This is a genomic window from Kribbella sp. VKM Ac-2566 (genome assembly GCF_004366005.1).
GTDB lineage: Bacteria > Actinomycetota > Actinomycetes > Propionibacteriales > Kribbellaceae > Kribbella > Kribbella pratensis.
The window spans coordinates 728,014-741,347 of sequence record NZ_SODT01000010.1 but is presented as its reverse complement, the minus strand read 5'-3'; the positions used below and the strand labels follow the sequence as shown (position 1 = coordinate 741,347).

General features: G+C 69.3%; 13 protein-coding genes. 12 read left to right on the top strand and 1 reads right to left on the bottom strand.

What is annotated here, in order from left to right; translation table 11 throughout:
* The first annotated feature begins 97 nt into the window (after nucleotides 1-97).
* The 11 genes from EV647_RS42610 to EV647_RS21785 all read left to right on the top strand — a co-directional run bounded on the left by EV647_RS42610 (nucleotide 98) and on the right by EV647_RS21785 (nucleotide 11,879).
* Complete coding sequence (locus EV647_RS42610; RefSeq protein ID WP_238177328.1) at nucleotides 98-757, top strand: excalibur calcium-binding domain-containing protein; 660 nt, start codon at nucleotides 98-100, stop codon at nucleotides 755-757.
* A 155-nt stretch (nucleotides 758-912) separates the two neighbouring features.
* Nucleotides 913-1,323 carry a DUF948 domain-containing protein gene (locus EV647_RS21830; protein ID WP_134005652.1) on the top strand — a complete coding sequence of 137 codons (411 nt, stop codon included), beginning with the start codon at nucleotides 913-915 and terminating at the stop codon, nucleotides 1,321-1,323.
* Nucleotides 1,320-1,571 (top strand): DUF6167 family protein, encoded by a 252-nt coding sequence (locus EV647_RS21825; protein WP_134005650.1) that lies wholly within the window; start codon nucleotides 1,320-1,322, stop codon nucleotides 1,569-1,571. Before EV647_RS21830 ends, EV647_RS21825 begins: the two co-directional genes overlap by 4 nt.
* A gap of 5 nt (nucleotides 1,572-1,576) precedes the next feature.
* Nucleotides 1,577-4,246: an alanine--tRNA ligase gene (gene alaS / locus EV647_RS21820; RefSeq protein ID WP_134005648.1), complete on the top strand. Its 2,670-nt coding sequence runs from the start codon at nucleotides 1,577-1,579 to the stop codon at nucleotides 4,244-4,246.
* Between the two features lie 28 nt (nucleotides 4,247-4,274).
* Nucleotides 4,275-4,733: a Holliday junction resolvase RuvX gene (gene ruvX / locus EV647_RS21815; protein ID WP_134005646.1), complete on the top strand. Its 459-nt coding sequence runs from the start codon at nucleotides 4,275-4,277 to the stop codon at nucleotides 4,731-4,733.
* On the top strand, nucleotides 4,730-5,938 hold the full coding sequence (gene mltG / locus EV647_RS21810; protein WP_238175746.1) for an endolytic transglycosylase MltG: 1,209 nt from the start codon (nucleotides 4,730-4,732) through the stop codon (nucleotides 5,936-5,938). Before ruvX ends, mltG begins: the two co-directional genes overlap by 4 nt.
* Before the next feature lie 128 nt (nucleotides 5,939-6,066).
* Nucleotides 6,067-6,891: a shikimate dehydrogenase gene (locus EV647_RS21805; protein ID WP_134005644.1), complete on the top strand. Its 825-nt coding sequence runs from the start codon at nucleotides 6,067-6,069 to the stop codon at nucleotides 6,889-6,891.
* Entirely contained in the window at nucleotides 6,878-8,407 is a 1,530-nt protein-coding gene (locus EV647_RS21800; RefSeq protein ID WP_238177327.1) for an FAD-binding oxidoreductase, read from the top strand. Before EV647_RS21805 ends, EV647_RS21800 begins: the two co-directional genes overlap by 14 nt.
* A gap of 14 nt (nucleotides 8,408-8,421) precedes the next feature.
* Nucleotides 8,422-9,474, top strand: a complete 1,053-nt coding sequence (locus EV647_RS21795) for a DUF2330 domain-containing protein (RefSeq protein ID WP_134005642.1) — start codon at nucleotides 8,422-8,424, stop codon at nucleotides 9,472-9,474.
* 19 nt (nucleotides 9,475-9,493) lie between these two features.
* Nucleotides 9,494-10,201, top strand: coding sequence for an A24 family peptidase (locus tag EV647_RS21790; protein ID WP_134005640.1), 708 nt, complete (start codon nucleotides 9,494-9,496; stop codon nucleotides 10,199-10,201).
* Nucleotides 10,202-10,289: 88 nt separating this feature from the next.
* Nucleotides 10,290-11,879 carry an FAD-binding oxidoreductase gene (locus EV647_RS21785; RefSeq protein ID WP_134005638.1) on the top strand — a complete coding sequence of 530 codons (1,590 nt, stop codon included), beginning with the start codon at nucleotides 10,290-10,292 and terminating at the stop codon, nucleotides 11,877-11,879.
* Here EV647_RS21785 and EV647_RS21780 read toward each other — a convergent pair whose 3' ends face one another.
* On the bottom strand, nucleotides 11,880-12,989 hold the full coding sequence (locus tag EV647_RS21780) for an ADP-ribosylglycohydrolase family protein (protein ID WP_134005636.1): 1,110 nt from the start codon (nucleotides 12,987-12,989) through the stop codon (nucleotides 11,880-11,882). It lies immediately after the preceding gene.
* A gap of 124 nt (nucleotides 12,990-13,113) precedes the next feature.
* Between EV647_RS21780 and EV647_RS21775 the strand changes: the two genes are divergently transcribed.
* Nucleotides 13,114-13,314, top strand: coding sequence for a hypothetical protein (locus tag EV647_RS21775; RefSeq protein WP_134005634.1), 201 nt, complete (start codon nucleotides 13,114-13,116; stop codon nucleotides 13,312-13,314).
* The last annotated feature ends 20 nt before the right edge of the window (nucleotides 13,315-13,334 follow it).

Genomic DNA, 13,334 nt, shown 5'->3' with positions numbered 1-13,334 from the left:
GTCGGTAAGCTGCATCTCGGCCTGGGGGCGGAAGGTATTGGTTTTGAGGCAGCCCCATCCCCAGAACGGTCCACGGCATCTTCGCAAGCGTCCGCCGGTGCTCAAGCTCGGTGCAGGCGCGGCAGCGGTCGCTGTGCTGGCCGCCGCGGTGTTCCTGTTCCCGTTCAGGTCCCAGCACTCGGAGACCGGCCAGGAACCGCAGGCCGGCAGCTCGTTCAGACCGACGATCGATCGGTCGGACGGTACGACGCGTTCGAGCACGCGCCCGTCGCTCCCGGTCGGAAAGCCGTTGAACCCACTCGCACCGCACACCAGCGCAGGCTCCACGTCCAACACGCCGCTGACCGGCGCGGGCACGAGCAACCCGACCACCTCGGACCCCGCGACGGGAACCCCACCGGGCACTCCCTCCACAAGCACTACGTCACCCACCCCGTCATCCACCTCCCCGTCAGCGAGCACCCCGGCGACGACGACACCGACGACACCGACGACGCCGGGGGCAACGACCCCGACGACCAGCACGCCGACCCCGTCACCCAGTACGCCGACACCGACCGCGAGCACCGCCGTACCGTCGGCAACACCCAGCACCACACCCAGCACCACGCCCAGCAGCACGCCGGCGGTCGTCTACCGGAACTGCGCCGAGGTCCGGGCCGCCGGGAAGGCGCCGCTGTACCGCGGCGATCCCGGTTACACCCCGGAGCTCGACCGCAACGGCGACGGAATCGCCTGCGAACGGGGCGCCTCCTGACCCTCGCGAGGCGGTTTGGTGAGGGACTGTGATGTGAGGGATGGTGTCCTGGAGCGGAGTGCTACAGGGGCGCGCGATAAGGTCGGGCGGTCCACAAAGTCGCACAGAGTTCGCGACAGGTCGCATGAGGTCGCTACGGAAGGTGGATCGTTTCCATGAGCGTCGGTGAAGTCGCGGGGCTGATAGCCGCCTGCGCGCTGCTCATCCTGGTGGGCCTGCTGGCCTATCCGATCCTGAAGCTCGGCAAGGTGTTCGACGAGACCCGGATCATGGTGAAGGGCGTCTCCGACTCCAGCGTCCCGCTGCTCGGCGAGGTGACCACCACGGTGGCGACCACGAACGCCCAGCTGGCGAAGGTCGACACGATCACCGACAACGCGACCACCGTGACGACGAACGCGGCAGCGCTGATGTCGCTCTTCTCGGCCACCGCCGGCGGCCCATTGGTGAAGGCGGCCGCGTTCAGCTACGGCGTCCGCCGGGCACTCGGTGAGCAGCAGCGCAAGGACGTGTCGCGGCGCGTCAAGGAAGAGATGAAGGCCGAGCGGAAGGCGCGGAAGCGGTGAAGCGGATCTTCTGGCTGATCGTCGGGATCGCTGTCGGCGTGTACGCCGTGACCCGGCTGAAGAAGCGGGCCCAGCTCCTCGCTCCGGACAGTGTCCAGGAGTCCGCGGCCAAGCTGGCCGCCGCGGTCCGGCACTTCGGCGACCAGGTCCGCGAGGGCATGGCCGAGCGGGAGACCGAGCTGCGCGACGCACTGGGCATCGAGAACGCATCCCAGACTGATTCGACACAGCGTGAGGACTACCGGTAACACCCATGGAAACCAGTGAGATCAGGCGGCGGTTCCTGCAGTACTTCGAGGACCGGGGCCACACCGTGGTGCCGAGCGCGCCGCTGCCGTCGCCGGACCCGAACCTGCTGTTCAACGTCGCCGGCATGGCCCAGTTCGTACCGTACTTCGTCGGCCAGCAGACCCCGCCGTACCCGCGTGCGACCAGCGTGCAGAAGTGCGTCCGGACCCTCGACATCGAGGAGGTCGGCAAGACCACCCGGCACGGCACGTTCTTCCAGATGAACGGCAACTTCTCGTTCGGCGACTACTTCAAGGAAGATGCCGTCAAGTTCGCCTGGGAGCTGGTCACCAAGCCGCAGAACGAGGGCGGCTACGGCTTCGACGAGTCCGTTCTCTACGCCTCCGTGTACTACGAGGACGACGAGGCGATCGACATCTGGAAGCGGGTCGCCGGGCTGCCCGACGACCGGATCGTCCGGCTCGGCATGAAGGACAACTTCTGGTCGATGGGCATCCCGGGTCCGTGCGGACCGTGCTCGGAGATCCTGATCGACCGCGGCCCGGAGTTCGGCGCGGACCGGGACTGGGAGGCGGGCGACCGCTACCTGGAGTTCTGGAACCTGGTCTTCATGCAGAACATCCGCGGTGAGGGCGGCGGCAAGGACGGCTACCCGATCCTCGGCGAGCTGCCGAAGAAGAACATCGACACCGGCCTCGGCCTCGAGCGGGTCGCGTACCTGCTGCAGGGCGTCGACAACATGTACGAGATCGACGAGATCTACCCCGTGATCGAGAAGGCGACCGAGCTGACCGGCCGCAAGTACGGCGCGGAGCACGAGGACGACGTACGGTTCCGGGTCGTCGCGGACCACGTGCGCAGCGCGCTGATGCTGATCGGTGACGGTGTCACGCCGGGCAACGAACAGGGCGGGTACGTGCTGCGCCGCCTGCTGCGCCGGGCGATCCGCTCGATGCGCCTGCTCGGCTACGAGGACCCGAGCCTGGTCGAGCTGCTCCCGGTGAGCCTGGAGCAGATGAAGAAGTCGTACCCGGAGCTGGTCACCGACTTCGGCCGGATCAGCCAGGTCGCGTACGCCGAGGAGGAGGCGTTCCGCCGTACTCTCACGGCCGGTACGACGATCTTCGACGTGGCGGTGCGCGACACCAAGGCCAGCGGTGCGCACCAGCTCGAGGGCGCGAAGGCGTTCCAGCTGCACGACACGTACGGCTTCCCGATCGACCTGACCATCGAGATGGCGGCCGAGCAGGGCCTGAACGTCGACACCGAGGGCTTCCGCTCGCTGATGAAGGAACAGCGCGAGCGGGCCAAGGCCGACGCGCGCGCCAAGAAGGCCGGACACGCGGACACCTCGGGATACCGGGAGCTGCGGGAGAAGGGCGTCACCGAGTTCACCGGGTACCAGGAGCTCTCCAGCGACTCCCAGGTCCGGGGCCTGCTGCGCGAGGGCGTGGTCGCGCCGTTCGCCGAGCAGGGCGAGACCGTCGAGGTCGTGCTCGAGAAGACCCCGTTCTACGCCGAGTCCGGCGGCCAGATCGCGGACGAGGGCCTGATCCTCGGCGACGGCCTGAAGCTGAAGGTGCTCGACGTGCAGCGCCCGGTCAAGGGTCTGATCGTGCACAAGGTCGAGGTTGTCGAGGGCGTACTGCGCGCCGGCGACGACGTGCACGCCGCGGTCGACCACGAGTGGCGGGTCTCGGCCTGCCAGGCGCACTCCGGCACGCACGTCGTGCACGCCGCGCTGCGCCAGGTGCTCGGCCCGAACGCGCTGCAGAGCGGCTCGTACAACAAGCCCGGTTACCTGCGGCTCGACTTCGCGTGGTCGTCCGCGCTGGACCCGGCGACCCGGTCCGAGATCGAGGAGGTCGCGAACCTCGCCGTACGCAAGGACCTTCCGGTGTCGGCGCAGTACATGACGCTGCCGGAGGCGCGGGACTGGGGTGCGCTGGCGCTGTTCGGTGAGACGTACGACGAGCAGGTCCGCGTGGTCGAGATCGGCGGGCCGTGGTCGCGTGAGCTCTGCGGTGGCACGCACGTGAAGCACTCGTCGCAGGTCGGCGCGCTCACCGTCACCGGTGAGTCGTCGGTCGGCGCCGGGGTGCGGCGGATCGAGGCGTTCGTCGGCATGGAGGCGCTGCACTACCTAGGCCGCGAGCGGGCGCTGGTCCGGCTGCTCAGCGAGAACCTGAAGGCCCGCCCGGAGGAGCTGCCCGCGAAGGTCGCCGACCTGGCCGAGCGGCTGCGGGTGGCCGAGAAGGAGCTCGAGCGGATGCGCGCCGCGCAGGTGCTGGAGGCCGCGGCCGAACTGGCGAAGGACCCGAAGGACGTCTTCGGCGTCCAGTACGTCGGCCACCGCGCACCCGACGGCGTGAACGGCGGCGACCTGCGCAAGCTGGCGCTGGACGTCCGCGGCCGGATGCCGAGCGACAAGCCGGCCGTGGTCGCCGTGCTGAGCGTGAACGACGGCAAGCCCGGCGTGGTGATCGCGCTCAACGACCTGGCGCGGGAGTGGCGGCTGAAGGCCGGCGACCTGGTCCGGATCGCGGCCGAGAAGCTCGGCGGCCGCGGTGGCGGCAAGGACGATGTCGCGCAGGGTGGCGGCACGGACGCGGCCGGTGCCGACGACGCCCTGAGCGCCGTCGAGCACGCGATCGGCCACCAGGTCACCGGCTAGATGAGCCGTCGATAGAGATGAGCCGGCGATGAGGACGGGCGTGCGGATCGCGCTCGATATCGGCGACGCCCGGATCGGCGTCGCGAGCAGCGATCCGCACGGAATCCTGGCCACGCCTGTGTGTACCATCCAGCGTGGTCGCGATGATCTGGAGAGGATCGCCGCACTCGCCGACGAACTGGAGGCGTTCGAGATCGTGATCGGGCTGCCGCGCTCCCTGTCCGGGGGCGAGGGACCGGCCGCGGTGAAGATCCGGGAAACGGCGGAGCAGGTGCGGGACAAGGTACTGGTGAAGAACTCGGGGACGACGGTGCGGCTGGTGGACGAGCGGTTCACCACGGTCACCGCCGAACGGATGCTGCGGGAACGGGGAAAGAAGGGCTCCAAGCGACGGGCAGTGGTCGACCAGGCCGCAGCCGTCGTGATTCTGCAACATGCGCTCGACCTGGAGCGCGAGACCGGCAACCCACCCGGGAGGCCCCTGTGAACGGACCATCGGTGGACGAACAGCTCAACGAGGGCGAGGACCAGCGCGACGACGACCTGGGCGCCGGCCTCGGGCTGCGCCCGGAGACCCGGGTGGAGCGCCGCGCCAACCGCCGCCGCACGCGCGGCCGGCGCGCCTTCGGCTGCTTCGCCGGCCTGATCTCGCTGCTCGTGGTCGGTGCCCTGGTGGCCGGCGCCGTGGTCGGCTTCGGGAAGGGCAAGGACGCGCTCGAGGGACTCTTCTCCGCTCCGGACTACGAGGGCGCGGGCACTGGCACGGTGGTCGTCGAGATCACGAAGGGCCAGGCGACCGCGTCGATCGCGGACACCTTGGAAAAGAAGGAAGTCGTGAAGAGCGCCCGCGCCTTCGAGCGGGTGGCCCGCGACGATCCTCGGTCGCTGCAGATCCAGGCGGCCACCTACACGCTGCGCAAGCACATGTCGGCCAAGGCCGCTCTTGACCTGATGCTGAACACCGCCGAGTCGGTCCGGGTGGCCCGGGTCAGCGTCCCGGCCGGCAAGACCAAGGCCGAGGTCGCGATGATCCTGCAGAGCTCGAAGATGAAGCTGCCGGCCGGCGCTGCCGCCACGGCACTCGGCAAGCCGGCCTTGCTCGGTCTCCCGTCGTACGCGCACAACAACGCCGAGGGCTTTCTGTTCCCGGGGACGTACGACGTGCCGAAGAACGCGAACGCCTACACGATGCTCAAGCTGATGACCGCGAACTACGCCAAGACGGCGGCGTCGCTGGACCTGGTGAACACCGCTTCGCGCAAGAAGCTGGACCCGTACCAGGCGGTCATCGTGGCCAGCATCATCGGCGCCGAGACGAACCGGCCGGAGGACTACGCCAAGGTCGCGCGGGTGATCTACAACCGGATGGAACGCGGGATGCGGTTGCAGATGGACTCGACGATCCACTACGTGGTCGGCAAGGACGGCGGTGTCTTCACCACGCCCGAGCAGCGCGAGAACCCGTCGCCGTACAACACCTACAAGTACAAGGGCCTGCCGCCGACGCCGATCAGCTCGCCGACGCGCGACGAGCTGCGGGCGGCGATCAACCCGGCGCAGGGCTCCTGGCTGTACTTCACGCTGGTCGACCTGGACACCGGCGAGACCGCGTTCGCGAGCTCGGCCGAGGAGCACCAGGCGAACGTGAAGAAGCTGCAGGCCTGGTGCCAGGCCCACAAGGGCAGGTGCTGACACCCCATGACTCCGTTGAATTGCCGCGCCTCCGGCACGGCGCGGTCATGGGGCTGTGACTCCCGTCCTTCCCTCGTCGCTCCGGTCGCTTCGCTCCCTCCGCTCCTCAGTCCAGGACGGGAGGCCCCATGACCCGTTGCGCCGTTCTCGGTTCGCCGATTGCGCACTCGTTGTCGCCGGCGATGCACCGGGCCGCGTACGCCGCGCTCGGGCTGGACTGGGGGTACGACGCTTTCGAGGTCGAGGAGGACGAGCTCCGCGGATTCGTGGCGTCGCTCGGTGACGACGTCCGCGGGCTGTCGCTCACCATGCCGCTGAAACGGGTCGCGCTCGACCTGGTCGACACGGTCGATCCGGTCGCGGAGCTGATCGGCGCGGCGAACACGATGCTGTTCGAGCCGGACGGATCCCGGTCGGCGCACAACACCGACGTACCCGGGCTGGTGAACGCGTTCGCCGAGCGGGGCATCACCGCCGCCGACTCCGCCGTCGTCCTCGGCGGTGGCGCGACGGCCGCGTCGACGCTCGCCGCCCTGCGCGGGCTGCGGGTCAGCGAGATCACGGTCGTCGTCAGGGACGTCTCGAAGACCGACCGGTTGCTCGACCTGGCCGCGGAGCTGGGATTCCGGACATCGGTCGCGGACTTCTCCCAGGTCGAGCAGATCGGCGGCTTCGATCTGTGCATTTCGACGCTGCCCGGTGGCGCGGTCGACCCGTGGGCCGAGCACTTCGCCGCAGTCGCGCCCGTGGTATTCGACGTGGCCTACCACCCGTGGCCGACCCGGCTCGCGATCGCGGCGCACCGGATCGGTACAGAGCTGTTGAACGGACTTGACCTACTCGTGCATCAGGCGACCCTCCAGGTGGAGATGATGACGGGTAGGTCGCCGGCTCCTCTGGCGGCCATGAGGGCTGCTGCGCGTGAGGAGCTGGGGGATCGTGAGCCTGCTTGACCGTCGTACCGTTCTGATAGCCGGCGTCGCTGTCACCTTGGCCGGCTGCGGCGACTCGAAGGAAACGGGCAGTACGCCGACCCCTGGCGCAACGGCACCAACCTCGACGACACCACCGCCCAGCACGACCGTTCCCACGACGCCGACGAGCTCAACCCCGAGCACCTCAGCACCCACCCTGACCTCGACCGCGCCCAACTGGAACACCTTCGCGAGCTCCCTGAAGGGCCGCGTCTACCTGCCCTCGACCTCCGGGTACGCCGCCGCGCACCAGCTCTTCAACCCACGCTGGGACAGCGTCCGGCCGACCGCCGTGGTGAAGGCCGCGAACCCCGCAGACGTGCAGAAGGCGATCAACTTCGCCCGTACCAACAAACTCGTGCTCGTCCCGAAGAGCGGCGGTCACTCGTACGTCGGCGCGTCGACAATCGCGAACGGCCTGCAACTCGACGTCGGCGCGCTGAAGGACATGAGCTACGCGAACGGCGTACTCACCGTCGGGGCCGGGGCCCGCCTGTACGACGTCCACGCGTTTCTCGACCGCTACGGGCGCTCGCTGCCGACCGGCACCTGCCCGACCGTCGGCGTCGCCGGCCTGACGCTCGGCGGCGGGATGGGGATCCACACGAGGACCTACGGCCTGACCTGCGACCGCGTCGTGTCGATGAGCGTGATCACGGCGGACGGCAAGGCACACAACGTCAGCGCGAGTGCTGAGTCCGATCTGTTCGCCGCACTGCGGGGGAGCGGCGGCGGCAACCTCGGCGTGGTCACGTCGTTCCAGTTCGCGACGATCCCGGCGACCAAGCTCGGCTTCTTCCGGCTGACCTGGCCGGAGTCGCAGGCGGCGGCCGTGGTCGGCGGCTGGCAGCAGTTCGCCCGGAGCGCGCCGGCCACGGCCTGGGGGAACCTGCATATCGATGCCAAGAGCAACGGAACGCTGTCGATCCGGGTCCTCGGCGTCTCGACGACCGGCGACGCGACGGCGGCGGCCGCGCAACTGGAGTCGTTCGTCGGCGCGAAGGCGTCGGATCGGACGCTCTCGGTGAAGTCGCACCTGGAGGCGGTCAGGTACCTCGGTGGCGGTACGACGAGCCCGCGCCAGGGGTTCCTCGCCGGATCCGACGTACTCAAGGGGCCGATGGACGCGGCGACGATCACTGGTCTGCTCGGCGCGGTGAAGGCGGCCGCACGCGCCGGTACGCCGGCGTCGGCCATCCTCGACCCGCTGGGCGGACAAGCCTCGAAGGAGCCGGCCGGAGGCTCGTTGTGGCCGTGGCGTGGCGCGCTGGCCGTGGTCCAGTGGTACTCGTCGGCGCAGGGGAAACCCGCGCAGACGTTCATCGCGAACGGGCACCGCGCGGTCCGGTCGTCCTCGGCCGGCGGTTATGTGAACTACGTCGAGACCGGACGGGCGGTCAGCTCGTACTACGGCGGAAACGTGGCCAAGCTGCAGGCCGCGAAGAAGAAGTACGACCCGACCAACTTCTTCCACACGCCGTACACCCTTAGCTAGCTAGTGTTCGGCCCGTGAAACTTTGGCGTGTGATCGCAGGTGTGCTGGCGGCCGGATTCGTCGCGGCCGGGGTGACCCCGGCGTGGGCGTGTGCGTGCGGCGGCTACCTGCCGGACGCGGAGTCGTACGCCCGGGCGTACGGCGAGAACGCGCTGGTCCAGTACGCCGGGGGCTCCGAACAGATCACGCTCTCGATGTCGGTCCACGGCGTGTCGAAGAAGGCGGCCTGGATCATGCCGGTCCCGTCGGCCGCGAAGGTCGACCTCGGCGACGACGAGGACCTGTTCTACCGCCTCGACCAACTGACGCGCCCGAAGCGCGTGGTGAAGAAGACGTACTGGCCGTTCCGCGATCTGGGCATCATGGGCAACGGCCGTGGCGACTCGGCCGGCGCGCCCGCGCCGGGCGCCGGGGTGAGCGTCAAGGAGCAGATGACGCTCGGCCCGTTCGCGGTCACCCGTCTCGGCGGTTCCAGCGGTACGGCGGTCACGGACTGGCTGCGCACGAACGGCTACGTCGTACCGTCGACGCTCGCCGCGAATCTCACGCCGTACCTGACCGAGAAGTGGGAGATCGTCGCCGTGAAGCTCGCGCCGAAGCAGGAGGGCGAGCGCCTGTCCGGTGCGACACCGCCGCTCCGGCTGACGTTCGCGTCGGACCGGATCGTGTACCCGATGCGGCTCAGCAAAGGCGCGAGCACGACCCAGACCGTCACGGTGTACGTCGCCGCGGAGCACCGGGTCGACGCCACGAAGGTGCCGGACGCCGACGTGACCCCTGAGCTGCTTTTCGCCGGCCGGGTGGAGACGGACACGCTGCCGAAGCCGACCGACTTCCTGACCGCGTACACGGCGACGTACCGCGAGCCGGGCAAGATCACCGACGACTTCACGTTCGCCCAGGCGGCGAACGACGACGAGTACCAGCGGATCACGTACGTCACCGAGAACGAAGGGTTCTGGAGCACGGTCGCGGTGCTCGTCGGACTCGTGCTGCTCCTGGGCGGCGGGGCGATCGTGCTCGCGCGGGTGCTGGCCCGGCGGGCGGCCGCGGGCGTCCGCAAGTAGTCGTCTAGGGTCGTGGACCGTGCCGGCTGACAACGCGTTACTCGCCGCGGGAATCGGTGCGGTCGCCTGCGGTGCCGTGGCGTCCGTGCTCGGTCCCTGGCTGATGCGAAGCATCCCCGAGCCGGAACTCGAGGAAGGCGAGACCAAGGTCTCGTACGCGTCGCTGGCCGGTCGACGAGCGGCGTACTGGTGCGGCGGGCTCGCGGCTGTGGCCGGCGGCATCCTTGGCTGGGTGCTCGGTCTGGACGCCGTGCTGCCCGCGTGGCTGGTGCTCGTGGTGGCCGGATCGGTGCTCGGGTACATCGACGCGCGCACGCGGTTCCTGCCGTCGGTGATCATCTGGCCGACGTACTTCGTGGTCGGGGCCGGGCTGGTGGCCGCGGCGCTGGCGACGGGGGAGTGGGGTTCGTTGCGGCGGGCGGCGATCGCCGGAGCGATCGGGTTCGCGGTGTTCTACGTGCTGTGGTTCGCGTTCCCGCGCGGGGTCGGGTTCGGTGACGTGCGGTTGTCGGGGCTGCTCGGGATCGCGCTCGGCTGGCTCGGCTGGGGCGAGTTCGTGTCCGGGCTGTACGGCGGGTTCTTCCTCGGCGCGATCGTCGGGATCGTGCTGATCGCGGCCCGGATCATGACCCGCAAACAGATGGTCCCGTTCGGTCCGTTCATGCTCGTCGGCGCGCTCGCCGGCGTACTTCTCGGCGCCCCGTTGGAGAAGTTGTACGCCGGATAGGGGAGTCCTCCACTCCACCAGATGGTTGATGTGCGGACACTCCACGCCTTCCTAGGGTCGATGCATTCGAACTCTCGGGAGGGAATCAATGCCAGTCAGTCGTCGTGGTCTCCTGGCCGGAACGGCCGTCGCAGGTGCTGCACTCGCCATACCCGGTACGGCGTCCGCGGCCGGAGCCGGCACCACCGCCGGCACCAGCGCCAAGATCGGCCGGGGTGACGCGCGCTACCAGGATCTCGTGCAGCGCGGCCAGAACCGCCGCTTCGTCGGCCGACCCGACTACGTGCGGATGATCCGGTCGGCCGAGGACGCCGTCGCGGCCGTGCAGGACGCGGTCCGCAGCGGGAAGCGGATCGCGGTGCGCGGCGGCGGGCACTGCTTCGAGGACTTCGTGGACAGCAGCGACATCGAGGTGGTGCTGGACATGTCGACGTACGACGAGGTGACCTGGGACCCGCAGTACCGGGCCTTCTCGATCGGCGCCGGGGCGATCCTCGAATCCGTCTACAAGGAACTGTTCTTCGGGTGGGGCGTCACGGTGCCCGGCGGCGGGTGCCTCGGCGTCGGCGTCGGCGGTCACTTCAGCGGGGGCGGTTACGGGCCGCTGTCCCGCAGGTACGGCTCGGTCGTCGATCACCTGTACGGCGTGGAGGTCGTGGTCGTGGACGCCCGTGGACGGGCGCGATCGGTGGTGGCGACGCGCGACAACGAGCATCGCGACCTGTGGTGGGCGCACACCGGAGGCGGCGGCGGGAACTTCGGTGTCGTCACCCGGTACCTGATGCGGTCTGCCGGGTCGTCCGGCCGGGCACCGGGCGAATCGTTGCCCAAGGCACCGGCCGCGTTGCGGGCCACGCTGCTGCTCTACGACTGGAAGACGACGACGCAGGCCGGCTTCCTGCGGACGGTGCGGAACTGGTTCGACTTCTTCGAGCAGCACAACACGGCGGACTCGCCGTACGCGACGCTCTACGCGCCCTTCATCCTCACACACAACTCGGCCGGGCAGTTCCTGCTCTCCACCCAGATCGACGCTGCGGCGCCGAACGCGGCGGAGCTGATGAACGCGTTCAACGCGGCGATGGTGGCCGGCGTGGACCCGAAACCGCAGGTCTTGGACGCCGGTGAGGGACCGTTCCTGCACACCACGATGGAGCGCTCGATCGCCGAGACGGCGTCACCGGGGCGCGGGAAGTACAAGGCCGGGTACCTCAAGAAGGGGTACACGGACGAGCAGATCCTGGCGATGTACCGAGGGTTGACGGACCCGACGTACACCGGCCCGGAGTCGTCGGTGCTGCTGATCCCGTACGGCGGCAAGGTGAACACCGTTCCGTCCGACGCGACCGCCGCCGCGCAGCGCGACGTGGTCGCCAAGATGGTTCTCAGCGCGTCCTGGCAGAACGAGACCGACGACGCCAAGAACCTGGCGTGGGCACGGAAGGTGTACGCCGACATCTACCGCGACACGGGCAGTGTCCCGGTGCCGAACGCGATCAACGCCGGGTCGTACATCAACTACCCGGATGTGGACCTGGCGGATCCGGCGTACAACAAGTCGGGTGTGCCGTGGCACGACCTGTACTACCTCGGCAACTACCCGCGGCTGCAGCAGATCAAGTCGAAGTGGGACCCGCGCAACGTGTTCCACCACAAGCTCGCGATCGAGCCGCTGTAGTCACCAGCCGGGGTAGCGGGTGGTCCAGGCGGTGTGCGGCCCGTAGTCGCCGTGCAGCCGCTTGCCCTGGCTGAACTCCAGTGCGAAATCGTCAGCGAGCTGGAGGATGACAGGACGTCCCTCGACGGTGAAGACGAGCTCTGCGGGCAGAGCCGTCTCACCGTGGAGGGCGCCGAGAATGTTCCCGCAGATCGCACCGGTGGAGTCGCTGTCCCCGGAGTGGGTGACCGCGAGCGCGAGGGCATCGAGGAACTGCTCCGGCTCGGAGTACACGAGGGCCGCGTAGACGGCGATCGCGAGCGCCTCCTCCGCGACCCAGCCGCCACCGAGGCGCTCGACCGTGACCGGGCCGGCCGGTGCCGTCGCGGCCAGGTGCCTGGCGAACGCGAGCGCAGTACTGGTCTCCTCGTGGCCCTCGTGCTTGGTCAGCAGGTTTGTAGCGCTGGTGAGCGCGTCGTCGAGGCTCGCGCCGCCACACAGCTCCCGGATGATCGCGGCCAGCGCACCGGAGGCGAGCTTGCCGGTCGTGTGTCCGTGCGTGTACCCGGCGGCGGTCGCGGCCGAGTCGAAGATCCACTCCGCCGGGAAGTCGTCCGGCAGCAGCCCGAACGGCGCGACCCGCATCACGCCACCGCAACCCTTCGAGTCGTTGACCGTCTGGCCGCCGTACTGCGCGATCCTGGCCTCACCCTTGCGGGCCTGGGTCAATGCGGTGAGGCAGGTGTTGCCCGGCGCGCGGCGCGCGTACAGCCACTGCTCGTTGATGAGCCAGCCGTCGTGCTCGCCGCTCGGGCCCGGCAGGTTCTGCGTGTCGAGCCAGCGGTCGTACGCGTGGTGCACGACGCCCACGGTGAAGCCGAGTCCGCGATCGGTTCGCACGCTCGCCCTGATCAGTCCCTCGACCGTGAACAAGGTCATCTGGGTGTCATCGGTGATCGTCCCCGCCGGCCATCCGCCGGCAACGAACGTCCGCAGACCGTCCGGGTGCTTCGCGACGATCGACCGACCGTCCTCGAACTCCACCGGTCCACCCAGCGCGTCCCCGATCGCACCGCCCAGCAGGCACCCACGTACCCGCGCCCGCCACGTCTCCTCAGCCAACCGACTCATGCCAGGACACTATCCGTGGTGGTGTCAGCGCTACCCCCAAGACGGGATCTGGGGCCAGTTCGCGCGGCGTTCGTTCCTTCTACGGTCGTTGGTAGAGAGCAACCGATCGCCGAAGGAGCGCATCATGACCACCGCATTCCGTCGTACCGCCGGGCGTCTGGCCGTGGCGGCCCTCGCCACGACCGCCCTCACGGGCGCCGCGATCGCCGGCGGTCAGGCAGCCACGGCCAGCACCAGCTGCCAGGACTCGCCGATCGCCAAGACCTTCAACGCCGTCCTCGCCGTCCGCACCGGCCCCACCCAGGACGACGCGACCTGCGGCTGAGGTTGATGAATCTGTCCAGT